At 49.7% G+C, this 24,115-nt stretch carries 21 protein-coding genes and 1 pseudogene; 4 read left to right on the forward strand and 18 right to left on the reverse strand.

Going from position 1 to position 24,115, the window contains the following annotated elements; all coding sequences use genetic code 11:
- From BMY16_RS15880 to BMY16_RS14520, 15 genes and pseudogenes are all read right to left on the reverse strand, one after another.
- Positions 1-125 (reverse strand): annotated as a pseudogene (locus tag BMY16_RS15880) (N-acetylmuramoyl-L-alanine amidase); the annotation flags it as partial.
- Positions 126-419: 294 nt separating this feature from the next.
- The gene (locus BMY16_RS14460; RefSeq protein ID WP_091843923.1) at positions 420-611 is read right to left on the reverse strand and encodes a hypothetical protein; all 192 of its coding nucleotides are present in this window, start codon (positions 609-611) and stop codon (positions 420-422) included.
- A gap of 299 nt (positions 612-910) precedes the next feature.
- On the reverse strand, positions 911-1,048 hold the full coding sequence (locus BMY16_RS15620; RefSeq protein WP_170836132.1) for a hypothetical protein: 138 nt from the start codon (positions 1,046-1,048) through the stop codon (positions 911-913).
- A 147-nt stretch (positions 1,049-1,195) separates the two neighbouring features.
- A complete protein-coding gene (locus BMY16_RS14465) occupies positions 1,196-2,134 on the reverse strand; it encodes a hypothetical protein (RefSeq protein WP_091843925.1) in 939 nt (312 codons plus the stop codon).
- Between the two features lie 5 nt (positions 2,135-2,139).
- Complete coding sequence (locus BMY16_RS14470; RefSeq protein ID WP_091843927.1) at positions 2,140-3,084, reverse strand: carboxypeptidase-like regulatory domain-containing protein; 945 nt, start codon at positions 3,082-3,084, stop codon at positions 2,140-2,142.
- A gap of 170 nt (positions 3,085-3,254) precedes the next feature.
- On the reverse strand, positions 3,255-4,025 hold the full coding sequence (locus BMY16_RS14475; protein WP_091843929.1) for a TlpA family protein disulfide reductase: 771 nt from the start codon (positions 4,023-4,025) through the stop codon (positions 3,255-3,257).
- A gap of 134 nt (positions 4,026-4,159) precedes the next feature.
- Positions 4,160-4,735, reverse strand: coding sequence for a Crp/Fnr family transcriptional regulator (locus BMY16_RS14480; protein ID WP_091843931.1), 576 nt, complete (start codon positions 4,733-4,735; stop codon positions 4,160-4,162).
- Positions 4,736-4,822: 87 nt separating this feature from the next.
- Positions 4,823-5,425, reverse strand: coding sequence for a hypothetical protein (locus tag BMY16_RS14485; protein ID WP_091843933.1), 603 nt, complete (start codon positions 5,423-5,425; stop codon positions 4,823-4,825).
- Positions 5,422-7,446, reverse strand: a complete 2,025-nt coding sequence (locus BMY16_RS14490; protein WP_139207250.1) for a TonB-dependent receptor — start codon at positions 7,444-7,446, stop codon at positions 5,422-5,424. The genes BMY16_RS14485 and BMY16_RS14490 overlap by 4 nt, the downstream gene beginning before the upstream one ends.
- A gap of 97 nt (positions 7,447-7,543) precedes the next feature.
- A complete protein-coding gene (locus BMY16_RS14495) occupies positions 7,544-8,203 on the reverse strand; it encodes a helix-turn-helix domain-containing protein (protein ID WP_170836133.1) in 660 nt (219 codons plus the stop codon).
- A 130-nt stretch (positions 8,204-8,333) separates the two neighbouring features.
- Positions 8,334-9,794 (reverse strand): TlpA family protein disulfide reductase, encoded by a 1,461-nt coding sequence (locus tag BMY16_RS14500; RefSeq protein ID WP_091843939.1) that lies wholly within the window; start codon positions 9,792-9,794, stop codon positions 8,334-8,336.
- A gap of 113 nt (positions 9,795-9,907) precedes the next feature.
- Positions 9,908-11,059, reverse strand: coding sequence for a hypothetical protein (locus tag BMY16_RS14505; RefSeq protein ID WP_139207251.1), 1,152 nt, complete (start codon positions 11,057-11,059; stop codon positions 9,908-9,910).
- Positions 11,060-11,071: 12 nt separating this feature from the next.
- Complete coding sequence (locus tag BMY16_RS14510) at positions 11,072-11,935, reverse strand: anti-sigma factor family protein (protein ID WP_091843943.1); 864 nt, start codon at positions 11,933-11,935, stop codon at positions 11,072-11,074.
- Positions 11,928-12,485: an RNA polymerase sigma factor gene (locus BMY16_RS14515; RefSeq protein ID WP_091843945.1), complete on the reverse strand. Its 558-nt coding sequence runs from the start codon at positions 12,483-12,485 to the stop codon at positions 11,928-11,930. Before BMY16_RS14515 ends, BMY16_RS14510 begins: the two co-directional genes overlap by 8 nt.
- A gap of 66 nt (positions 12,486-12,551) precedes the next feature.
- Entirely contained in the window at positions 12,552-15,092 is a 2,541-nt protein-coding gene (locus BMY16_RS14520; protein ID WP_091843947.1) for a 3-keto-alpha-glucoside-1,2-lyase-like domain-containing protein, read from the reverse strand.
- A 164-nt stretch (positions 15,093-15,256) separates the two neighbouring features.
- Between BMY16_RS14520 and BMY16_RS14525 the strand changes: the two genes are divergently transcribed.
- Positions 15,257-15,502: a hypothetical protein gene (locus BMY16_RS14525; RefSeq protein WP_139207252.1), complete on the forward strand. Its 246-nt coding sequence runs from the start codon at positions 15,257-15,259 to the stop codon at positions 15,500-15,502.
- 43 nt (positions 15,503-15,545) lie between these two features.
- Here BMY16_RS14525 and BMY16_RS14530 read toward each other — a convergent pair whose 3' ends face one another.
- From BMY16_RS14530 to mutA, 3 genes are read right to left on the reverse strand one after another with little or no spacing between them, the layout of a single operon-like run.
- Positions 15,546-16,598 carry an NAD(P)/FAD-dependent oxidoreductase gene (locus BMY16_RS14530; RefSeq protein WP_091843951.1) on the reverse strand — a complete coding sequence of 351 codons (1,053 nt, stop codon included), beginning with the start codon at positions 16,596-16,598 and terminating at the stop codon, positions 15,546-15,548.
- Entirely contained in the window at positions 16,599-18,764 is a 2,166-nt protein-coding gene (scpA, locus tag BMY16_RS14535; RefSeq protein WP_091843953.1) for a methylmalonyl-CoA mutase, read from the reverse strand.
- Between the two features lie 19 nt (positions 18,765-18,783).
- Positions 18,784-20,637: a methylmalonyl-CoA mutase small subunit gene (gene mutA / locus BMY16_RS14540; RefSeq protein ID WP_091843955.1), complete on the reverse strand. Its 1,854-nt coding sequence runs from the start codon at positions 20,635-20,637 to the stop codon at positions 18,784-18,786.
- 246 nt (positions 20,638-20,883) lie between these two features.
- Between mutA and BMY16_RS14545 the strand changes: the two genes are divergently transcribed.
- The 3 genes from BMY16_RS14545 (at position 20,884) to BMY16_RS14555 (ending at position 24,113) form a co-directional block, all read left to right on the forward strand.
- Positions 20,884-22,569, forward strand: coding sequence for a putative transporter (locus tag BMY16_RS14545; RefSeq protein ID WP_091844018.1), 1,686 nt, complete (start codon positions 20,884-20,886; stop codon positions 22,567-22,569).
- Positions 22,570-22,638: 69 nt separating this feature from the next.
- Complete coding sequence (locus tag BMY16_RS14550; RefSeq protein WP_091843956.1) at positions 22,639-23,652, forward strand: OadG family protein; 1,014 nt, start codon at positions 22,639-22,641, stop codon at positions 23,650-23,652.
- 5 nt (positions 23,653-23,657) lie between these two features.
- Entirely contained in the window at positions 23,658-24,113 is a 456-nt protein-coding gene (locus BMY16_RS14555) for an acyl-CoA carboxylase biotin carboxyl carrier protein subunit (RefSeq protein ID WP_091843958.1), read from the forward strand.
- Positions 24,114-24,115 lie beyond the last annotated feature (2 nt).

A 24,115-nucleotide genomic window follows, 5' to 3' on the forward strand; every position in this document is an offset into this window, starting at 1 on the left:
GTGCGGGTGTCGGCGGGTTGACCGCGGATGTCGAGCCCGCCCTCGTAGCAGATGCCTATCGAGTGGGCATTGTGGTTCAGGCAGTGGGCACCGATCATGAACTCCGGACGGCCGGGCTCTATCTTTGATTTCGCTTTCATAATGATTCTGATTTAGTCGTAATATAACTACCAGTTAGTCGTAATATAACTACCAGTTAGTCGTAATATAACTACCAGTTAGTCGTAATGTAACACAGACTGAGTAGCAACAAGACTGATTACAACATAATCTATTGATAATTAATAAGTTAACTATTAAGTGTGAAGGAAGTGAAGGAAGAAATACAAACTTTATATAAGGAAATTGATTCATCTCGAGATGAATGTATTTCTATAGAGGAAGTTACGAAAAGTACCTTCACATCCTTCACACTAGGGTCAGAACGGGAGTCCCTGTTCCATAGCACCGTGCTGATTATCAATCATATACGCATCCTGCATCGCCAGCATGTTTGACTGTTGTTCATCTGGCTTCAATTCATATACCCGGTAGATGTTGCCACTTCTGCTGTGCAGTGGTGTATAGCCCAGGGCTTTCATCGCCAAACCTACCTTGCGTGATGTTTTCATGACGGGCAATAATTACAAAATCTATTTTTCTTGTCTACAAAGATAACAAAAATAATGCATATATGCAAACTTTATCGTATTTTTAACCCAAAATAACGTCTAAAATGCAAGATTTATGTACCACACCGCGTTATTTGCCCTATTTCTTGCTTTCGAACGTGATTGACTTGCGAATCGTGCTCAGATAGTTTGGGGTGATGCAGAGACGCTATTTTTTTCCGAATTTCTGTTCCATTACCGACAACGCTACTCAAACTAATTATTATTGTCCAAAATCCACTCTTTGAAGAACGGGTCTTCTAACTCATAATGGTCAGAGTAGATGACGTAGCCATCCTGTCCCATGCCACGGAATCGTTCTCCGCTGTAGTCTTATTCTGTGCCTGTGTTACTATGGTCATCAGGCAAACCGTTGAAAATAGAATCTGTCTTTTCATTTTAATATGATGATTTAATCATTATAGCATACACACTTCCTTAGGAATCGTTCAGGCTTTAACATTCGCGAGTGCAAAGGTACTGTCATTTATGTCTGACAAACGAATTTTCTTCCTGACATTTGTCTGACATTTGCCTGACAGTGCCTATTTTTCATCTTCTTTTATACAATATACCAATATGGTGTCGGCCTGCATATCAAGGCCATATTCGCATAATTCCTCTTTAGTATCATATCTTCCGTATGCCTCTGTAACAGGGTGGATATTATTTAAGATAATTGGAGGCCACCATCCATTTTTAGTGTAATACTTACCTGTATCTTTCCTATAAAAAACAGCATGAATAAATTTCTTATAGGCGTTTTGGAATACAAGCACACAATTATCTGGCAGATCGGCTTTCTTCAGAACACTATATTTGCAGGGATAGTTGCCTTTTTGTGTGAGAATATGGTCGAAGAATGCATTGAGTTGATCCCCATCGGTAAATGTAGTATTACGTGTGATAATCGGTGCAGGGTTGATGCCATGAAAGTCCAACAGAAGATTCAAGGCATAGAAGATACAGGTCTGCCCGTTATTCATCAATATATCTGCTGTTTTCATCTGTCGCATAGAATCAATCAATGCTATTATCTCCGATTCTTTCAGCCCGCTAATCTCGACTTCAAACCTCTGATAAGGAGCCTTCTGACTCTCCACTTCAAGCATCCTTTTCCCCATAACAGAATCAATCACGACCTCTTTCCTTTCTTCGTAGCAAAGTGTATCTTTACCAAATATGGCCCTATAGTAGCGAAAGCGAATAGAGTTTCCCGTCTGACGATTGTACTCTTCAATCTTATCAAAATATCTTGTGAGAGAATCACGATAAACTCCACCAAACATCGATTGCACTCCCATCTGTTTTCCTCCCTTCAATGAAGCAACTTTTGGCGAAGTTTTCTTGGGAACAAAAGAATGAGTTATTCCTTCTACGATTTTCAGTTGTTGCGCATGATTATCTTGTGCCGATGCAAATATCACTGCCGAAAGCATGGCCAGCAAGATTAGAAGTCGTCTATAATGTTTCTGTTGTCTCATGTTTCTTATTTTGATATTTTCAAACCGAGTTTGGCAGATGGTGTCCTGCCTTTATAAAAGACCTGTGCCTCTTCGCTCTTATATGCGGGTTCGTCTTGTTCTCGCATCCAATCCATGCCTCGGCGCTCGGCTCCACCGCTTTGCTTTGCAAAGAATGTCTTTTTGTTCCAGGTTCTGTTTTCCTTCTCATTCAAGGTCATATTGAGGGAAGGAACAAGATTGCATGATTCTGAGACCTTCGCTGTGGTTATCCATTCCACTACAACAAATACGCCAGTCTGGGGAAATGGTATAGGACATGTAAGGCTGACACCGTCTTTGCCGAGTCTCTGACCGGAAGGGAGTATGATGCCGCCATTAATGAGGGACTCGTCTTTGGGAGCACCAGTCTTGGCATCTGGCAGTCGTAGGTCAAAGCGGAGAGTGGCATAGATGGGTGTCTTGATTTCCGTGAACACCAGCCAGTGGGTGGAGTAATCGAGACTCGCTAATATGGATTGGATGTATGGCGTTTCAGTCCAAGTGCTGTCGTAGGGGATGAATAAAGCCATCTCAAATCCATTAGCACCTTTGTGCTTGGTTTGCGTCTTTGTTTTCATCAATCCCACTTCTGTGGTCTTTATTCGTTTGGGAGCCTTTGCGCTAATGGCGACTTCATCAAGATTGATGCTCTTCGGAACAAGAATGATCGTTTGCGAGTCGGCTGTTATCTTAAAGATACTCTTTGTCTCGTAGCAGATATGAGACAACCGTATCTGTGCTGCTTCGTTTGGAATGGCAATTGCCCCTTTTTCGTCTGTGTAGCCACCAGTGTCATTCCCGAAATAGACACTCACAAACGGTATTGGCTCATTGGTGATGCTGTCCTTGACAATTATCGTCTGAGACATTCCGAATGTCGCTGTCAACAACATTGTCAGCAGGAGCAGGAATCGTCTTGTTTGTCTCATATTCATTTCGTTTTATTGTTTGACGTTCTCGACGTGGAGACCGCGCGACTGTAGCAATGCCGTCAAATGAGCGGGCGATGTGTAGGTCTTTGAATAATGTGCCATAAGAAAAAAAACGACCCGCCGATTTAAGCATTGTGAAGAGGCTTGGCGGGTTCTCGTGGGTGCATTTATTCCGCCTCGGCCTCTTTGATCTTTGCTAACAGTTCCTCGCGCTTCGTCTCGTTGGTGCCGTGGACGGCGTGGCGGACGATGCCCTTCTTATCGACAACGATGGTCAGTGGGAAACCCTCATAGCCAATCCACGCCATCATATCCTTCGCCTCGACGAGGTGCGTCCATGTGAAGTGGTGCTTGTCGGTGATGCGTTTGGCGGTCTCAGCATCGTGGTAGGTGGCCGAGAAGAACATTACGCCAGGCAATTGCTCCTTCCACTCGGAAAGGATGGGCATTTCGGCACGGCAGGGGCCACAGCCGGAGTACCAGAGGTTAATCACCATGACGCGACCCTTCACGCTGTCGTTCGTCCATGTGCGGCCGTCCATATCCCTTTCCGAGAACTGCGGGAACGGCTCACCCTCCTTGGGTGAATACCACGTGCCGTCGGCCTTGACGCCCGCCTGTGTCAGCGAGGTCATCGTGGCCATCATATTAAGACCGCTTAGGAACTGGTCGGCGTTGTGAACCTGTTCGCGGGGAATAGCCTTGCGAATGACTGACTTGGGCAGCGTGGCGTTGACGTTGATGACGGTGACGCTGTTACCCTCCTTGTCCTTCAGTCGCGACATGGTTTTCTCTCCGTCGGGCAACTGTGGCATTTCGCGGAAGAAATAGCCGTTGGAAAGGAACTTTGGGATAACTGTGTCGATGCGCTCTTCCTGTGCCTGCCCCGTCATTGCAACGAGGGCAAGCAGGATGGTGATGATGGTTTGCTTGTTCATTATTCTTTGTTTTTTATACGTTTTGAGCCACAAAGTTACAGAAAATCCCACGAAAAAGCCCCGACATGACCGAAAAAGTGTCTGTCGAGGTGAAAGTCTGAACAAATGTTCAGGGGTTTTGTGAATATTTGGAATTATTTCTCCGAAAACGTGACGGCCTTGCGGATGCGTGACAACTGTTGGGGAGTGACGCAGAGGAACGAGGCGATGGCATTCAGGGGGAGATGGCGGGCGATGCCTGGGCAGCGGCGGAGCAGCAACTCGTAGCGTTCGAGGGGCGTGGCGCGGTGGAGGTCGGTGTAGCGGGCGCGGGCCTGACTGAGCAGGTGCTCGGCAATGAGGCAGCGCAGATCCATCGACTTCTTGTCCTGACTGAACCGCTTCACCAGCTGTTCGCCGCTGACACGGATGATGCGGGTAGGCACCATCGCCTCGATCGTGGTCAGCGCGGGGCCACCGTCGAGGCAGGCGGGATAGTCGCCCGCAAACTCGCCTTCGAACGAGAACCATGTGATGTGCTCCTTGTCGTCGCTGATGCCGTGTGTCACGTACTTGAAGCACCCTTCGGTGACGAAGCCGAACCACCGTGCGGGGTCGCCCTCGCGCTCCAACTGTTCGCCCTTGCGGTACTCCACCATCTTGCCCTCGCGCTCGCAAAACTCGCGCAGCGCCTCAATGTCAATACTGTTTTTTCCGAATTTCTGTTCCATCGTCTGTGCTTGTTTGGCTGCAAAGTTACAAAATTTCCTACGAAAGCGTTCATAGCAAGACAAAAAAATGCTTTCATAATTATGCTGTTATTCCGATACTGCTTTGGGCGTTTGTGACTCGCCTTGCTTTAGTTGTAGATGCGGACGTTCCCAGATTTGCCAGTCGTCTATCTCTTTGAAGAGACGAGTAAGGACGTCTTTATAATCGTCGGGATAGATCATCGTATAGACGAACCATAGTTTATGATTGACCATAATCTTGGTGTAATAACTATAGCCGTCGATGCGACTGCCATTTTCACATTGTGGGCCAGAGAGGATGAAGTAATCGCTGCCGAGTTTGCGGTCTGTTGCTTGAAGCACCTGTGCCAGCGAGTCCATCCCGTCCTTTAATGACTGGCCGTTGTTATGCATCACATAGCTTTCGATGACGACGGTGATCCACTGGTCGCCGTACTCGAAACGTATACGGCCTTTTTCCTCCTGAAGGGAATCGGGTTGGGCGGTGAAGAACGAGGGCACGCGGACAACGTAGTCATAGTCCTTATCCTTGTATTCGTACATATCGGCATATGTAAGGTAACGCCCGAATACCTCCTTGTGTGACTTCAACTCGGCACAAGAATGAATCCAGTCGATGCTTGCAGCCATGAGGATGATGGCAATGATTATGAAGATGGCCTTTCTCATTTGCTTTGTAGGATTCCTGTTTCTGTATCCCGATGATTCATGGTACGCTGAATGTCGCGATATTTGCGTCCAGAAGAGAGATGCCACGTAACATTGAGTGTCATCATATTGCCGAAGTCACGGCTGTGCTGTGACACTTCCTTGTGGATATAACGGCTAAGCACCTCCGTCTTGTTGGTAAGCGGACGGGCGCAGAAGGGATGCTGGGCGTAGAGGGAAAAGGTGATATTCTTCAACTGATAAGAGGCTGTGAGATACCATGCGGGTGCCTGATGTCCCCGATGCTCACCCTCCATGAAATTCCAACCATTATCTGCGTATGCAGTCAGCGTCCATCGGCCAAGATAGGCTTCTACGCTGGCACCACCGTTGAATGCCGTATAGGTATGGCGATAGTCATCCGTGAAGTTGAAGAAACGGTAGATGCCTCCATAGAGGGTGACGGACAGATGCTCTGGTATAGCCTCCCAGCGGTTGTAACTTTGGATAAAGAAGAAACTACACTCGTTGTCATCGTTCGTTTGTGTTTGATAGAAATGCCCGTCCTTGCGGGTGTATTTCTCCATGTTGCAGTTGGCATTCAGTCGCCAATAACCTTGCAACTCGCTCATGATACGGGGCGTAGAGTACGTCAGACGGAGATCGTGCGAAGTGACGCGATTGGGAGTGATCTCAGGATTACCCACTAACGTCTCCATAGCGTTCTGTTTGATTGAGACATCGCTGACGAGGGCTATCTGTGAGACGTGCTGCGATATTTCAAAGTCGTACTTCGCCTTCAGGTTCCTGGCCAATGGATAGGCAAGCGTCATCTTTGGACGGAACAGCAGGAAACGGTCATTCCATTCGCCTTGTCGATAGTAGCGTGAGCTCACGCCGAGTCCTCCCATATAGCCAAGTTTACCAAGACGACCTTTCAGTTGTCCGAAGAAGTAAAACATGGACGAACGCATGGAATTGTCGGCATTGGCATCGCCCGAATACACATTATTAATATATTTCTGCCCATACTGAGTACCCAAAGAGAGCGTGAAGGGCTTCAGACGGTTTTCGTAGACGGCCTCTGTCCAGAGCGAATACGTTTTGCCCGTCACGTCGTAGGCATAATTGCCTCCTTCGTTGTGCTCTGCATAGCTGTCGGTCTTGATATACGTTCCCACGGCATTGGCAGTAAGCGACTGATGCCCCCTGAAATCGCGATGGAAATAAAGATCGAGCACTGGTGATGAAGTGCGGGAGGCGTAATGGTCTTCGAAGTTGTCAAACTTAGACCACGACCTGTGAGGCTGAATATCGCGACTGGCAGAGAGTTTCGATTGGAACACGTAGTTTGAATCACTCAGGCTATAGGTGAGTTGGATGTTGTGATTGAGACTCTTGTTTTGCCCATCTGATTGCCGGCGCAAAATGCTTCGTTTCTCACCGGACTCCAGTTCGTATGTCGCCTGTTCTTCATATTCCGTCCCCTTGAAGTTTTGGTAGCCCAGAGAGTAGTTCGCTCCAAACTCGCTCTTTCCATAGTTGAACTTCCCATAGACGGTCTCATCACCATTCACAGCAGTGAGTGTATTCGTGAGGTCTGCCCCGATATCGTAACCGCTGACGGGTTTCTTCACGATGATGTTGACAACATAGGCTACACCTTCGCCATAGCGTACTCCTGGATTGTCGATATAGTCGATATATTGCACTGCCTTCATGTCGAGCGCCAACAGGTCCTCTTTCGATGCCACGATGTCGTTGATGCGTACTTGCACGCTGCCAAGATTGGAAAGCGCCGTAATGGTATGCATCACGGGGTCGATACGCAGATGAGGAAGTGTCAGTTTCGACAACAGCGAGTAGCCATTCGTGGAACTCTCCAACTGCTGGCGTGTGGGATAGATGGTCTGACCATCTACACGTTGTACGACCTTCGAACCTTTTACAGTAACCTCTTGCAGTGTTTCTCCCTCCTTGACGTCCTGGGCATGAACTGCTATCATTGCGGCGAGAAGGGGCAAAAATAATAATCTCTTCATACGTTTGCTGTTTTTGATTGCAAAGGTATGAAGAGATTGCTCGTTATCCAAAAATACTTCCTGACATTTGTCTGACAATTGTCTGACAAACGGCTAACTACCTCATAGTCAGCCCGTAGGATTTACCCCTGTCTGATTCGATTTTGAGGTCGGAATGTTCTTCTATGATGGGCTTCAGTCGCCGGATAAGCGTATAGAGCGTCTCGCTGGCATCCTCTTTCTTGGGCCAGAGGGCATCGCATATCTCCGCCTTCGACAGTTTGTGCGAGGGCGACTTCCACAGCATCTCCATCAATTGCTGCTGCATGGGGGTAAGTTTTATGATGCAGCCTTTCGCATCCACGAAATTCCCTTCCTGCAATGCCAACCCGCCATACAATCCCAAAGTCATTCCGCGCAGATATATACAGAAGAGTCCCCATAGCAATGCCATCGACCACAGCACCATCGCTGGCCGTTGGTCTGACAGCGACAGGATGGTTGCCGTTGACACCTGCGGACGTGGGCGGAACTCCCTTCTGGTATCTACCGCCAACACAGCCCTACCTCTCAATGCCTCCATCTGCAGGTGCTTGTTGAACACCTGTATCGTGTCAGCACTTATCACGTCTGACTGCTGTTCGTCCAAAGCCTTGGCCAGTGCCTGGTTCATATCCTCAGTCACCAACTCCTCCGTAGCCTTATAGCTTGTCAGGCTCACCATGCTCGAAGCTATTATCAGTGCAAAGAGCACCACTACTGCATATCGTTGTTTCATCGCAGAGAATAATTGTTTGATATCGGTCGCAAAGTTACACATTTTCCTGTAAACTTGTCGCGATTACATGGGGAAAAATACAAAAAAAGTGTTATTGCGACCATAGAGGCAGGCGGAGATGTCAGTATTGTTATTTCAGAGAAACATTGCGGATGACAAAGGCGCCATCGCCGTCACCCTCTTTGAAGTCGAAGTTCTCAGGAAGAGCGTCGAATGGTTCAAAGGTAAGCGTGAAGTCAGAATAGCATAATCCACTCAGGAGGTATTCCGTTGAAGCTGTTGCTTTCACGGTGGGATAGTTGTTTTCGTCAAGCTTGATGCCGTCTGCAGCCGTCAGTTTATACTTCTTGCCATTGGCCTCAAGATAGGAATCCTTGGCGATGCGGAACCAGTAGTCTTTATGGCCATAATAACGGAAACTGATGGTGGTGCCGTTGGCTGTAGCATTAATTTGGCGGACGCTGAACTGGTAATTGGCACTGTTGTCTTGCTTGATCTCGAGTCCGTTTACGACGTCAGCTATTCCTATAAACCATCCCGGATTATAACCCATATCTTTCCAGACGATGCGCCTATCAGGCGAGATCAGAACGTAATAAGGTATGGCTCCCATATCGCAGTATATGCTGTTGACGCTGCTTCCCCTCATGCCATCGCTCCAGTTCTTCCAAACAATATTTTTGCTAAAGCCGTTATTTTTCCAGGTAGAAACATCATCTTCATTAATACCAATGATCTCAAGCTTTCCTTTCACCCTCTCATAGACCTCTCTCATCTCTGGTTCTGACATTCGGCACGGGCCACAACCGATGGCCCAGAAGTCGAGCAATACGTATTTACCATCGGCGAAGGCGTCAAACAACCGGTGTTTGTTGCCCTGCATATCGAAAAGCTCTGCATCAACAGCCTTATCGCCCAACTGCAGGACTTTTGGGGGATAAATATAGGTGTGTATCTCTGCCAGTTGGGCTTCAAACCCTTTCGGCGCACGAGCAGCAAAAGTCTTCTCAAGATTCTTCAATTGCTCCATGTATGGAAAGTCTTTCATGTTTTTCGGCATCCTGGCTATGTTACTTAGTTTGCTGATTGAGGCAACATCCACAGGTAATGAGGAAAGAATGTCAAGCTCTTGCTTCATCAACACCAAGTTGATAGAGTCGAACTTTGCCCTATCTCGATTCTGTTCTATTCGGATTAAATCTACGATGGTTTCACGACAATAGTCTCTTATGCGGTTTAATGTCTGCTGTTCAGGAATCGGACTATCTACTTTCCATAGTGGAAAGAGGCAATCTGTGCCCGATACTTTCACCGTCACTCCAGGCTTCAGCATCAGGTTCAAAGTAAAATTGGGGCAACCTTCGCCAATACAAGACATACCGCCCACAGAGAGTTCTTCTACTGGAACAGTCAGGCTGAAATGTCCAGCCCTAACGCTGTCTACAATTTCCCATGAAGTGCCAGCACCACCAATAACCAATGTGCCTTCTTTGAGTGCGGGTGAATAACCAGTGATAGTTGCTGTCTTTGTCTGTGCCAGCCCCATCAATGCGACGAGGGCGAGCATCGTTGTAATAATAGTCTTCTTCATATTTTGTTGTATTTTAGTTAATTGAATTCTTCTTTAGATCAGCACCCGTCATCACGACGGATGCTGAAGACATGTGGAATTTTAAAATTATAAAGCAATAATTCTATTTATTGCTATTTCACAATGATTCTTGGATGATAACCGAACAATTTCTGGTTATCGCGAAGTTGTTGGATGCTTAAGTTGGGGATGACTTTGCCAGACCAGTTGGCGCCCCAGGCATTAAAGGGTTCTCCCTCCGGTTCGATGTATGTGATGGCAGATATACTGAGAGGCAGGGGATCGAAGACCAACACATAAGCTACATAATCGCCAGCATTGCCCTCCATAAAGAACAGCTCGTCGAGCGGAAGGCCCTGTACTTCACGAATCTTGTACTGACGACCAGCATTGTCGAGCAGTTTGATGTCATGACCGAAACTCCAATACTCTGTAGTCCAGTTTTGTTCGTAGCCAATGGCAAGATAGGTGGCCTCGGGTGTGCGCCATAGAGCCATCGTCTCATTGTCCAGAGGTTTGATCAGATGAGCTTCCCTCATCACCTTCCAGGTGTTCCAGTTCTGCATATCATAGGGTTTGTCTTCGCTCATGTGTTCTTTATGCACTATGGGCTTATGGAACTGCGGAATGGTATCGTAGGCCAGTGGTTCGGATGTACCATCGGACTCATGGCGGATGGTGATAGGAGCACCGGGACTACCCATCATTCCCCAGTTGGGAAGACCGTAGATCCTTACCTCTTTCGTCGTTTCTGCCAAAGGTGCGAAGAATACTTTCAGATCTACCACATCGCCCGTTTTCGCCTTGATGGTGAAATGCTTGCGGTAGGTGTCGGGCTCTGTACGGCGGATACGATATTGTGCGCCAGTCTCCTGATCTACGATACACGTCTCCTCAGAGGCCAGCCACATGTCGGCCACTTCATCGGCAGGCATAGTAAAGTAGCAATGCAGCACGGTCTCATTATTCTCACTCGTCAGTCGCCAACTCATAGGAACATATGATTCGTCGTATGGCAAGTTTGGCAGCTCGGGGAAGATTTTCAGGATATCCTTCTCCGTGGCGACATTCTCTACTTCGCAATAGTCCTTGATCCACGCCATATTCGTCGCATACCATTTGGCTGTGGTCTTTTTCGTCTTCGGATCCTTTTTTACTTGAGGACAAGAGAAGAATATGCCCATTCTCTTGGCGTATTCATGAGTTTGTGCCTGCGAGGTGAGACCTGTCACCACCAGAAGGCCTATTAAAATGATTCTTTTCATACGGCTTCGTTTTTAAAAGTTTGATGTACTATAGTTAGTATGCATCAGCTGTTCGCGATAATTCTGATAACAGACTGAAGAGACGTCCGCTTCTATCGGAGAGTGGGAACTGAAGAGCAGGATACGATCGCCTATGATGCGCTCTGCTATCCAGAGGTATTTCTCGTTCTTGCGCAGATCCTTCAGGGTGAAGAAGAACTGCTGGTGGGAGAAGTTCAACAGGTAGCCGGGCGTCTTACTGTCGTACCAGCAGGCGGCCTGCAGCAATCGACCGAAGAGGTTGAGTTCCTCCTTGTCCTCAAAGACGTAGGCCATGCTGACGGCCGTGCTGTCGCTACTGCCTATAGAGCACATTAGCGGCACTGCCTTCACCTTATTATAATCGGCTATCTTGGTAATGAATTCAACCATGCGGCTAGGAGCCTGATAAGTGGAATCTTCCTCTGGGCTGTAAACAGCATAATGAAGGTTGGGGTCTGTATGCAGACTAACGGCAACGGTATCCACTGGGGTTTTAGGAGTGACCTTAACGGGCTTGGGGGTAGGACTTGTGGTTGTGCAAACTGCCTGGGCGGATTTTACAGTCTGTTTGGATGGAGTGCCCGTACTGTCAGTCCTGACAGGTTGCACGGTCTGGACGATGAGCGAACCGGCTTCTGTCTGCTTGTTGAAGGGGACTAATGCCACGCCAATACCTATTAACAGCAACAGTGAGGCGGCAACAGCCACCCAGCGCCAGAGAGGACGACGGCTCCGCCTGGGGACAATCTCCTGCATGATGCCGTCGCAGAAATCGGCAGGCACTTCGGGCTTTGTCCTTCGGGCTTCCCTCCGGCTTAGAGCCTCACGCAAATCCTTATCATTCAATTCATTCATTTTCCTTTTGTCTGATCATTTGTAAGAGTTTCTTTCTGATGCGATGGAGCCGGGTGGCCAATGCGTTGGGTTCAGCATCCATGATGTAAGAGATTTCCCGTAACGGGCGATCCTCGTAATAATAGAGATGTAACAGCATCCGTTCGTCGGGCGGCAGGTCGTCAATGACCTCTTCCATCAGTATGATACGCTCCTCGCGCCCCGTTGACAGTTCCTCGTCATCTTCCAAAGCAGGAATGTCGGCGATGTCGACATAGTGAGGCTGTTGGTGCTTCAGACGGTTCAGTGACTCGTGGTAAGCGATACGACAGACCCATGTGCAGAACGACGAATGGAATCCGAATGAAGCCAGTGAGCGGAAAGCTTTCACGAAGGCATCTTGTGCTACCTCTCTGGCATCCTCGGCATTAGGCAGCATCCGCGATGTGAAGTCGAGCACGTGTTGTGAATAGGTATTCACAAACCAGGCATACTCCTCAGGCTTACCGTCGAGTATTTGCCCGATACGCTGACGTTCGCTTTGCACGTCTATGCTGATGATCTCTGTCATTCTACCTAATAGACAAGAGAAAAATCAAATGATTACAGGTTTATGTGTTAAATTATGTTTTTGATGTTATTTTGTCCTGATGGTGGTAATCGTCAGTACACCCGCGGAGAGGGCGGGAACGGAGAGCACAACATCGCCTCCGTCGGTCTTGGGGGCGGCTTTCTGAAGGGCGACAGCTTGTTTGTTCTCCATACTGTTGGCCACGGTGAGCGAACCAGGAGCGTAATACTCGAAGGCTGCATCCAAGACACTGGCCCAATCGCCCTTGATACGCAGGGTAGCAGGTTCGTCGGTAGGGTTCACCACCTTCACGATCACACCCGAGCCATTCTCCTGCATGGTGGTGCTTACACTCAGGTTGCCGGTATCGCCGTTGAAGGCCAGACGATATTTCGAGAAGTGATCGTACCAGAGTTCGGTCACCTGGCAGTTGGGAGCCTTGAACAGGTCCTTGTAGTCGAAGTTGATAAAGGCATTGTTCCAGTCGGGAGCATCGGTACGGCGGATGAATAGTGCGGCAGCACCCATGGCCACCACGTCGCGGGCCTCACACATGTTGAGGAATCCTCCAGCAAAGAGACCGGTGCGCCAGTCAATACTGTTCAGGTTCCACTCTGAGATGAACAGCTTAATATTGGGATTGGGGCCTTCGGCAATCATCTTGGCATAGTTGTCGTACTGCTGAGCGAGACGAACGGGACCGGTGGCATAGCCGCCCTGCTGCTCATAGTGGTGCAGACTCAGGTAGTCGAAATATTGGCCGCTGCGATTGATGAACTGCTCGTCCTCGCGGAACCCGCCGCAGGCGATGATCTTGATGGAGGGATCGATCTTGCGCATCGCGGTACTGAAGTCGCGTACGCACTTCTCATAACGGTCGATACCCATCTCCCACATCTCATTGTCGATCTCCCAATATTTCACGTTGTAGGGCTCGGGATGGCCGTTGGCGGCACGCTTCGCACCCCACTCGTCGGTGGCTGGGGCATTGCAGTAGCGCAGCCAGTTGACCGCATCCTGAAGAATCTGGTCGTATTCTTCGGCAGGACGCTCGAACTTCACGCTCACCACGATGACAGGCTCGGAGTTGACCTCACGGCAGAAGCGGATGAACTCATCGGTGCCAAAGCAGTTCTGGTCATAATCCATCCACATCCAGTGGGCCCAGCGCTCACGGTTCTCCTGCGGGCCAATGCCCCATTTCCAGTCGTACTGCGCCACATAACCGCCGCCTGGCCAGCGCAAACAGGTGGGATGGAGTTCCTTGACGGCCTGCAGGATGTCGGGACGGAATCCGCCCAGGCTGATACCTGTCTGAGTGGTCATAGTGGCCATGTCGACCTGAACTGTACCGCCCTTGACGGCAATGGCAAAGTCGCCGTCGCAACAGGTCTGCGGTTCGAGCGTGAATGCATATTTCTTCCATTCATTGCCGACTTTGCCAAGCGACTGACGCGCCACATACTGGCCCTCAGCATTGCGCAGGCCGACTATCAGCTCACCTTTGCCTTTGGCATAGATGGAGCCTACATATTTTTCACCAGAGATAATGCTTTGCGGTCCCTGGAAGATGCCAGCCTCGGTCTTGCCTGCCGTCATCTCCTGCGAATAGCGCATGTTCACGGCATCGTCCTTAACCAAACGGTACTTGCCGCCATCGCCGAAGGCCGTCCACTGCTGTGCCACAGCCGGTATGCGGACATCGCCAGGCGTGCCCTCAAAGAGTACCTTACCGTCGGCTGATGTGACTTTGATATTGCGGTAGGTGGCCTCGGTATAGTTAACCCAGAAGGTCAGGAAGTTGCGGTCTACCTTCTCCAGACCATCAAAGTTGAGCACCTGCTGGCCATCCCAGAAGACGGTCACCCTGCTGCCACGGCTCTCTATACGCAACTTATGCCACCGCTGTTCCTCGTTGACCTGTTCTTTGGTAGCCGGGGCCGAGGCCAACGGTGAAAGCACGTTCATGCGGCGACCGGGGCGTCCACCGAAGCCTGGCATCTCACGCTCTTCCATGGTGCAGATGGAGAAATCGGCCGTAGCGTTCTGCTGCTGAAGTTTGGCACGTGCAGCAGCCTCATTGGCAGCTTCTATCTGCGCCTGAGTCTGTGCCGGGGTGAACATGCGACTCTCATAATAAGGGTCGTGTATGCGGACGAAATAAGACGAACCGTCGGCCTTGTTACGGACAGCGAAACGGATGTCCATCAGTCCCCCACTCCATGCGCGTCGGGCCAGTTTGTAAGCACGCCAGTTGACGTCCATCGTCAGGTCGAAGTCACTAGTATCTATACTATCGATCTTGAGCGGCTGCTCATAACGGGTAGGTGAATGCAGCACCATGTCGTCGTCCATAAACCATCCGTCGAAATAGCCGTCACGCGGATGGATGCCCGGATACTGCTCGGGCTCAAAGGAGCGTTCCTGTATGAGCTCCTGCCAGACACCATTGTTGGCACTGAAGTAGATGTGTTCAAAGAGCTGTCCATAGAGCATCTCATCGATGATTCCTGAGGGCTGGCGGCTCTCAACTTTGATTTCATACTCGCTTTGACCTTTGGCAATCATCCCTGTCAACAGGAATGCCAACAATAGATACCTTTTCATTCTTAAGATGTTTTTAGTTTATGATGACGATGCAAAGGTACGAATTTTTTCCAAATACTCAAACGTTTACACGACTTTTTCAGGGGTTGGCGGTACAACTTATCGGAAATGTGCGTACCTTTGCACCATCAAACAAACAAACTACAATTAAAATATAGACAGCTATGAGTAAGAAATTTGTAATCGGAGACCGTTTGAAGGATGAGTGGATCTCAGTATTGGACACTGAAAAGAAGAAGCTCGAGTTTACCAACCACTTGGCCAGCGCCAAGGAGTATCTCCTCGAAGAGGATGCGCAGGCCAACCTGCAGAAAATCCAGGAGACAGGCTACTTCTCTGACCTCCAGATCTATATGAAGGAGGACAACAAAGCCTACAAAATTGACGAGAGAGATTCCTTCCAGTCGTAAAACAATAATCCCCAGCCGTTTGGCTGGGGATTATTGTTGCAAGCTAAGCACGGAATGTCTCGCGCTTCATCTTGGCGTCGAAAAGCCACTTGATGACCTTCGGATATCGCATGGCCCAGCGGATGAGCCGCCAACCGAAAGGACTGAAGAAGAACTTGAAGACATGCACCTGGTGCTCCATCTTACGGAACTCCTCGGCGTTGGCCTTGCGGAAGGGAATACCCTCGACAATGGCACGCTTAGCGTTGGCAGCGGTTTTGAAGGCATCGTACAGACCCTCACCAGTCAGTTTGTTGGCAAAGCCACCCGCATCGCCTATGAGAATCACATTGTCTGCCGTAGGCGGCACCGTATTCAGCGGAATATATGCACCGCAAATACGGTCGACAGGCACACCGAACTTCGTAAGCGTCTTGCGGAATGTCTCCTTGTGGCGAGGCACGTCATCGTTGGACTCCAGCGAGGCAAAACCGTACATCTCGCGACCGATGCTGGAGAACTTATAGAACACGCCTGGCTTATAGTTGCTGGAGAAATGGACAAACACATCGTCACCAATTACACCCTCGTTGAACTGTTCGAGGAACAGAGCATGCAGCTTAGGTTCGCCATGAATCTGACGGCGGATGAGACTGTTGGCACCATCAGCTGCCACGAGGTAGCGGCATGAGAACTGTTCGCCTGACTTCAGGGTGACTAGCACTCGGCCGTCGGCCTGCTGCTCGAAACGGGCGAATGAGCCCTTGAGGAGCTCACCACCCTGGGCCTGATAATACTTCACCAGAGAATAGTCGAAATCCTTACGGCGCGTCATACGAATCTCGTACTCCGCACGGAACTCGCAAACGGGATCGTTCTCGAACTGGCAGCGCATACGGTAGATGGGGCGATAGTCGTACTTGATGCCAGGCAACAACATATCAAGGAGGCGCCAGGCCTTTACCGTCAGTCCTCCGCCACACACTTTGTCACGAGGGAAAGTGGCGTGATCCACAATCACACACTCTACCCCAGCCCGCTTCAGCAGACTGCCACAAACGGAGCCGGCAGGGCCGGCTCCGATAATCAATACTTCTACTTGTCTTACTTCACTCATTTATTCTTTATCAAGCAGGATATTCATCATCTCAACGGCAGCCTTCGCTACGGAGGTGCCAGGACCGAAGATGGCAGCGACGCCAGCCTTGTAGAGGAAGTCGTAGTCCTGGGCAGGAATCACACCACCCGCGATAACCATAATATCCTCACGTCCAAGCTTTTTCAGCTCTTCGATCAACTGAGGAATGAGGGTCTTATGACCTGCAGCCAGTGAAGAAGCGCCCACCACATGGACATCGTTCTCCACAGCCTCACGGGCAGCCTCGGCAGGTGTCTGGAACAATGGTCCCATATCCACGTCGAAGCCACAGTCGGCATAACCCGTTGCCACAACCTTTGCACCACGGTCGTGACCGTCCTGACCCATCTTAGCGATGAAGATACGGGGACGACGACCTTCCTTCTGTGCGAACTCATCGGTCAGCTTACAAGCCAACTCGAAGTCACTGTCGTTCTTTGATTCTGAACTATACACGCCTGAAATTGTTCTGATTACTGCTTTATAACGGCCTACGATCTCTTCGCAGGCATCTGAAATCTCACCCAGCGTACAACGGAGCTGTGCAGCCTTCACGGCCAGGTCGAGCAGGTTGTTCTCACTCTTACGGCCTTCGTTGAAGTCGCGCACACAATCGGTGATAGCCTTCAAGGCAGCCTGGCAGGCAGCCTCGTCGCGCTTGCTGCGAACCTCCTTCAGACTCTCTTCCTGCTGCTTGCGAACAGCGGTGTTGTCGACCTCGAGGATATCGATAGGATCCTCGTGCTCGAGGCGGTACTTGTTGGTACCCACGATGGTCTGAACACCTGAGTCGATACGAGCCTGAGTACGGGCAGCAGCTTCCTCGATACGCATCTTGGGCAGACCGGTCTCGATGGCCTTGGCCATACCACCCAGCTTCTCAATCTCCTGAATATGCTCCCAAGCCTTGTGAACGAGCTCGTTGGTAAGGGTCTCCACATAGTAGGAACCAGCCCATGGGTCGATCTGCTTGCACACCTTCGTCTCGTTCTGGATGTAGATCTGGGTGTTACGGGCGATACGGGCGGAGAAATCGGTAGGCAGAGCAATTGCCTCGTCGAGGGCGTTGGTGTGCAGCGACTGGGTATGACCCAGCACAGCAGCCATAGCCTCGATACAGGTACGACCTACGTTGTTGAACGGATCCTGCTCGGTGAGCGACCAACCAGAAGTCTGAGAGTGAGTACGGAGAGCCAATGACTTCGGATTCTTGGCACCGAAGCTCTTCACGATCTTTGCCCACAGCAGACGACCTGCACGCATCTTGGCAATCTCCATGAAGTGGTTCATACCAATGGCCCAGAAGAAGCTCAGACGAGGAGCAAAAGCATCCACATCGATACCAGCATTCACACCAGTACGCAGGTAGTCCATACCGTCGGCCAGCGTGTAAGCCAACTCGATATCAGCAGTAGCACCTGCCTCCTGCATGTGATAGCCAGAGATAGAAATCGAATTGAACTTAGGCATCTTCTGCGAGGTATACTCGAAGATATCAGCGATAATCTTCATCGAGAATGCAGGGGGATAGATATAGGTATTACGCACCATGAACTCCTTCAGGATATCGTTCTGGATAGTGCCTGCCATCTCCTCAAGCTGAGCACCCTGCTCCAGACCTGCCACGATGTAGAATGCCAGAATTGGCAATACTGCACCATTCATAGTCATTGATACAGACATCTTGTTCAAGGGGATACCAGAGAAGAGCACCTTCATATTCTCCTCGTTACAGATACTTACTCCAGCCTTACCAACATCACCCACAACACGGGCGTTGTCGGGGTCGTAACCACGGTGTGTAGGCAGGTCGAAGGCCACAGAAAGTCCCTTCTGACCAGAAGCCAGGTTACGGCGATAGAATGCATTCGACTCTTCAGCAGTAGAGAATCCGGCATACTGACGGATAGTCCACGGGCGGAACGGATACATCATTGAATACGGACCACGAAGATAGGGCGGGATACCTGCCGTGAAGTCGAGGTGCTCCATTCCTTCGAGGTCTTCTTTCGTATAGACAGGGCGTACCTCGATGTGCTCGGGGGTCTTCCAGTTCTCTACGATTCCATTGTCTTTAATCCACTTGGCACCATCCTGAGCCTTGATGCCTGCATAGATATCAATATCTTTAAACTGTTTACGCATAATTCAAGTCTCCTATTCTTTAAATACCAAGTTTCTGATTATATTCTTTCAAAGTCTCAAGTACGTTACACTTCACGTGAATGTAGTTCTCGATGCCGGCAGCCTTCAGGTCCTCCATACATGCAGGAGCTCCAGCCACGACAAACATGGCGCGGCCATTCAGATACTTGAAGGCAGGGATGGCATACTCAGCATACTCATCGTCGGAAGAGCAGATGACCACGATGTCGGCCTTAGCCTCAAGCGCTGCATCGACACCTTCCTCAACGGTCTTGAAGCCGAGATTGTCAATCACCTTATATCCAGCACAGGCAAGGAAGTTGCATGAGAACTGGGCACGTGCCTGACGCATAGCCAGATTACCAATGGTCAGCATGAAGGCCGTAGGAACCTTGGTCTCCTCTGTATGGATACGAAGGTCTTCAAAGTCGGCGGCCAGACGGGTACTCTCAATAGCTTTAAAGGGGTGCTCCTCTTCGTCGGCCTGACCACAGCAGCAACCACAGGCCTTAGCCTTCTTACCTTCACTCTTCTCTGTGAAGTTGGGGAACTGGTTGGTACCCAGCAGGAACTCCTTACGCTTAGCAGCATCACCATGACGCTTCACATTCGTAGCATTGATATCATCCTGAATAGTGCCAGCCTTGACAGCAGCGAGGAAGCCTCCCTCCTCTTCTACCTTCAGGAACAATTTCCATGCCTCAGTAGCCAAAGCATCGGTTAGGTGCTCAATATAATAAGAGCCTGCCGAGGGGTCAACGATACGGTCGAAATGACTCTCCTCCTTGATCAGCAACTGCTGGTTGCGGGCGATACGCTCAGAGAAGTCGGTTGCTTCCTCGTAGGGTGCATCAAATGGTGTCACCACCATCGAATGGACACTACCTAAGGCAGCACTCATGGCCTCGGTCTGAGAGCGGAGCAGATTCACGTAACTATCGAACAATGTCTGGTTATACACTGAGGTTGAAGCATTTACAATCATCTTGCAGGCCTCATCGTTCTTCGGTTCATACTGCTTCACAATCTGAGCCCAGAGCAGACGGGCTGCACGGAACTTGGCAATCTCCATGAAGTAATTCTCAGAGACACCCATGTTGAATTTAATGCTCTTGGCAGCAAGATCAACATCGACGCCAGCATCGGTCAACTGCTGCAGGTACTCATTACCCCAAACCAAGGCATAGCCCAACTCCTGAGCGATATAAGCACCGGCATTGTTCAGCGCATCGCTGCTGACAGCGACGCAACAGAAGTTAGGATACTCCTTCAGCGCTTCAACGAGCTTCGGAGCAATCTCCAGAATCGGGGTCACGTCCTTACCCTTCATCACCATCTTGGCCATGGGGTCCCACTCGATAGAGCCGACAACCTTTTCCTTATCATAACCCTTCTTGGCGAAGAACTCCACCAAAATCTGAGCCAGCTCAAGTGAGTGTTTCGGACAAGTTGCGAAGTTCACCTCAATGATGTCGCAATAGATACCATCAAGCAAAGCCTCAACAGTCTCCTTGCTCACTAACTTACCAGGAAGCTTGAAGCCTAAGGAGTCGATACCCTTGTTCAGGATGTCAAGAGCCTTGGCGTTGGCTGCCTTGGGATCGTCCACCTTGATGTTTTGACGGACATACCACACGTTGGAGTCCTTCTTGTTACCACGCACGAACGGGAACTCTCCGGGGAGAGCGTCGGGCGTCTTCAAATTCGCCAAGTCTTCGCGGCGATAGAAGGGCTGTACATTAAAACCTTCATTAGTTCTCCATACCAGACGTTTCTGGAAGTCGGCACCCTTGAGGTCGACCTGAATTTTGTCGAGCCACTCCTGAGTGGTCGGCGCAGTAAACTCGGTAAAGAGTTTTTCTTTGTTTGCCATAAATACGTTAAATTATTATATAAGTATGTTTTAAGTTACACCTAACAGCCGACAAAGATACAAACTTTTTAGCCAAATCAGTCAATTGAATTGTGAAAGAAATAAAAAAACGGTTTTTATTCAAAATTTAGTGCACAAAATTGCACATTATGAGCAATTTTTTGAGTACCTTTGCAGCGTGTTTGGAAAAAACACGCTTCGAGTACAGGCAAATTATAGGTTATTTATTATACGTATATGGAATCAATTCAATGGTTGAAAGACCTCTTCACAACTACCGATTCTGTGGCACACATCACATTGCTCTATGCCATTGTGATTGCCATCGGTGTGTATTTGGGTAAGATCAAGGTCTTTGGAATTTCACTTGGTGTCACCTTTGTGCTCTTCGCCGGCATCTTGGCAGGACACATCGGATTCACCGCCCCCACTTCTATCCTCACATTCGTACAGGACTTCGGCCTGATACTCTTCGTCTTCATGATTGGTATGCAGGTTGGTCCGGGCTTTTTTGAGAGTTTCGGCACCCAGGGCATCAAACTCAACGGCCTGGCTGCCAGTGCCATCCTGTTGAACATCCTCGTGATGTTTGCCTGCTATTACATCTTCTTCGACACCAACAACACGACAAACCTCCCCATGATGGTGGGTACGCTCTATGGTGCCGTGACCAACACCCCGGGACTTGGTGCTGCCAACGAAGCCCTCAACACCGTATTCCCTAGTGGCGGCGCCCCACAGATTGCCTCAGCATACGCCTGTGCCTATCCGCTTGGCGTGTTGGGCATCATCGGTGCTACTATATTAATAAGGTATATATGTAAGGTCAAACTGGAGAAGGAAGAAGAGGAACTGAAAGCTCAGGAAGAGACTAATGCAAATAAGAAGCCCTACAAGATGCACTTGGAAGTGACCAATAAATATCTTGAGGGAAAGACTCTGTTGCAGGTACACGACTTCCTGAACCGCGACTTCGTGGTTTCACGTCTTGTCCATGAAGGTGAGCTCTGCATCCCCAACCGCGACACCATCTTTCATCTGGGTGACCAGATGCTTATTGTGTGTGCAGAAGCCGACCAAGAGGCAATCATGGCTTTCATCGGTCCGAAACTCGACATCGACTTCGAGCAGCAGGACCAGCCGTTAGTATCCAAACGCATCCTGATTACCAACCCGAAGATTAACGGTAAGACCTTGGCATCACTCCACTTCTCAAGTGTACATGGCGTTAACGTCACCCGTGTCACACGTCATGGCCTAGACCTCTTTGCCTCTGCTTCCCTACCCTTGCAGGTGGGTGACCGAATCATGGTGGTGGGTCCGGAGGATGCCGTAGACCGCGTAGCAAACAAGATGGGCAACTCCCTCCGCAGACTTAATGCTCCAAACATCGCCACCATCTTCGTGGGAATCTTCCTTGGCCTTATCTTCGGTTCACTGCCCATAGCCATCCCCGGCATGCCAGTTCCCGTGAAACTCGGTCTGGCTGGCGGTCCGTTGATTATTGCTATCCTCATCGGCCGTTACGGCTATAAGATTCACCTTGTGACCTATACCACTACATCGGCGAATATGATGCTCCGTGAAATCGGACTCGTGTTGTTCCTCGCCTCGGTGGGTATCAAGGCTGGTGCAGGCTTCTTTGAGACAGTCATCGAGGGCGACGGTCTGCTCTATGTGCTGACAGGATTCCTGATTACGATCATACCTATTCTAATTATAGGTCCTATCGCCAGGATACGCTATAAGTTTAACTATTTCACCATTGCCGGTATGATTGCAGGTACCTATACCGACCCCCCTGCTCTGGCCTATGCCAACAGCATCTGTTCGAAGGAGGCCCCTGCCGTAGGTTACTCAACGGTATATCCGCTGTCAATGTTCCTGCGTATCTTCACGGCTCAGATTGTGGTGCTCTTTTTCTGTGGGTAATCGCCTAGGCCATTCTAGGTTCTCCTAGGTCATCCTATAAAGAATAATAATACACCAAATAAACAAAAAATGAATAAAGTAAAGATCCTGCTCAGCGGGCTATTGTTGTTAAGCGCCTCAGGGGTGATGGCTCAGGGAGCCAAGAACATCCGTCTCAATGAGGTACTGACCAACAATACCACCAGCATTGTGGATGAGTTCGGGCAGCGTGAGGCATGGATTGAGTTGGAGAACGTATCGTTCACCACCTACAATATCCGTGGCATGTATCTCACGACTGACCGTAGTGTACTCGATCCTAAGATGAGCGTTCCCGAGCGTATCAAGCGCATGAGTGTCATCCCCAATGGTGAAACGCGCACACAGATCGGTGGACGTCAGCACATCACGTTCTTCTGCAACTCCAACCCTGCACAGGGGAAGTTGCACCTATCTCTTTCCGTACCCATGTCAGAACCTGTATGGATAGGATTCTACAACGGTAATGCCGTGGAGCTTATCGACTCCGTCACCGTCCCAGCCCTAGCAGCTGACCAAAGCTATGCCCGTCATGGCAACAGCTGGAGCGTCAAGTCGGCAGAGAATGTGACACCCGGCATCGAGAACTTCATCATGACCGACGAGACCAAGGATGCCAAACTGAAGCGTGACGATCCTCACGGATTCGGTATCACCCTGCTCGCCATGGGTATCGTGTTTTTCTGCCTGGCCGTGCTCTTCCTGTTCTTCTGGCTCTTCGGACTGATCATGCGTCACTTTGACGAGGCAAAGAATGTACAGCCCATCAAGGCCGTAACCAAGACCGTGGAGGTTACCCATGACATTGCCCATGCCACAGGTAACATCCTGCAGGATGGTCTGAAGACGAAGGGTATTGACAAGGAGGTCTACATCGCCGTAATCTCCATGGCCCTGAAGCAGTATCAGGACGATGTCCATGATATCGAGAGCGGTATCATCACCATCAAATCCCGTCAGACAGGCTGGACCGATGAAGGCAATCAGATGACTCACTTCTCCAAGCCCGTCATCCCGTCATCACATAACGCTCCGCAAATTCCAACAACTCCAGAAATCCATTAAGACTTATGAATAAGTATCAGTATAAAGTACAAGGCGTCGATTACGACGTAGAGATAGAAGAAGTAGAGGGCAACGTTGCCAAGGTTGTTGTCAACGGCATCCGCTTTGATGTGGAATTGAAGCAGCCCATCAACCCCTCCAGTACCCTGAAGAAGGTGCGTGTAGAAGCTCCGAAGCCTGTAGCCCGTCCTTCTGTGGCTCCTGCTCCGGCAGCAGCACCTGCCGCACCTGCCGCACCTGCAGGTGCAGGTTCTGCCGTCAAGGCTCCTCTGCCCGGCACGATTATTGAACTGAAGGTCAACGTAGGCGACAAAGTCAACGTAGGCGATGTCGTACTCGTGCTCGAGGCTATGAAGATGCAGAACAATATTGAGTCTGAATACGCAGGTACCGTTACCGCCATCAACACCAAGCCTGGTGAATCGGTCATGGAAGGTGCATTACTCTTAACCATCGGATAAGC

The organism is Prevotella sp. ne3005 (genome assembly GCF_900110085.1).
GTDB lineage: Bacteria > Bacteroidota > Bacteroidia > Bacteroidales > Bacteroidaceae > Prevotella.

Bases quoted from the DNA above. Each gene is read 5' to 3' on its own strand.
- BMY16_RS14460 (WP_091843923.1), bottom strand. From the start codon at position 611: ATGAAAACATCACGCAAGGTAGGTTTGGCGATGAAAGCCCTGGGCTAT.
- BMY16_RS15620 (WP_170836132.1), bottom strand. From the start codon at position 1,048: ATGAAAAGACAGATTCTATTTTCAACGGTTTGCCTGATGACCATAGTA.
- BMY16_RS14465 (WP_091843925.1), bottom strand. From the start codon at position 2,134: ATGAGACAACAGAAACATTATAGACGACTTCTAATCTTGCTGGCCATG.
- BMY16_RS14470 (WP_091843927.1), bottom strand. From the start codon at position 3,084: ATGAGACAAACAAGACGATTCCTGCTCCTGCTGACAATGTTGTTGACA.
- BMY16_RS14475 (WP_091843929.1), bottom strand. From the start codon at position 4,025: ATGAACAAGCAAACCATCATCACCATCCTGCTTGCCCTCGTTGCAATG.
- BMY16_RS14480 (WP_091843931.1), bottom strand. From the start codon at position 4,735: ATGGAACAGAAATTCGGAAAAAACAGTATTGACATTGAGGCGCTGCGC.
- BMY16_RS14485 (WP_091843933.1), bottom strand. From the start codon at position 5,425: ATGAGAAAGGCCATCTTCATAATCATTGCCATCATCCTCATGGCTGCA.
- BMY16_RS14490 (WP_139207250.1), bottom strand. From the start codon at position 7,446: ATGAAGAGATTATTATTTTTGCCCCTTCTCGCCGCAATGATAGCAGTT.
- BMY16_RS14495 (WP_170836133.1), bottom strand. From the start codon at position 8,203: ATGAAACAACGATATGCAGTAGTGGTGCTCTTTGCACTGATAATAGCT.
- BMY16_RS14500 (WP_091843939.1), bottom strand. From the start codon at position 9,794: ATGAAGAAGACTATTATTACAACGATGCTCGCCCTCGTCGCATTGATG.
- BMY16_RS14505 (WP_139207251.1), bottom strand. From the start codon at position 11,059: ATGAAAAGAATCATTTTAATAGGCCTTCTGGTGGTGACAGGTCTCACC.
- BMY16_RS14510 (WP_091843943.1), bottom strand. From the start codon at position 11,935: ATGAATGAATTGAATGATAAGGATTTGCGTGAGGCTCTAAGCCGGAGG.
- BMY16_RS14515 (WP_091843945.1), bottom strand. From the start codon at position 12,485: ATGACAGAGATCATCAGCATAGACGTGCAAAGCGAACGTCAGCGTATC.
- BMY16_RS14520 (WP_091843947.1), bottom strand. From the start codon at position 15,092: ATGAAAAGGTATCTATTGTTGGCATTCCTGTTGACAGGGATGATTGCC.
- BMY16_RS14525 (WP_139207252.1), top strand. From the start codon at position 15,257: ATGAGTAAGAAATTTGTAATCGGAGACCGTTTGAAGGATGAGTGGATC.
- BMY16_RS14530 (WP_091843951.1), bottom strand. From the start codon at position 16,598: ATGAGTGAAGTAAGACAAGTAGAAGTATTGATTATCGGAGCCGGCCCT.
- scpA (WP_091843953.1), bottom strand. From the start codon at position 18,764: ATGCGTAAACAGTTTAAAGATATTGATATCTATGCAGGCATCAAGGCT.
- mutA (WP_091843955.1), bottom strand. From the start codon at position 20,637: ATGGCAAACAAAGAAAAACTCTTTACCGAGTTTACTGCGCCGACCACT.
- BMY16_RS14550 (WP_091843956.1), top strand. From the start codon at position 22,639: ATGAATAAAGTAAAGATCCTGCTCAGCGGGCTATTGTTGTTAAGCGCC.
- BMY16_RS14555 (WP_091843958.1), top strand. From the start codon at position 23,658: ATGAATAAGTATCAGTATAAAGTACAAGGCGTCGATTACGACGTAGAG.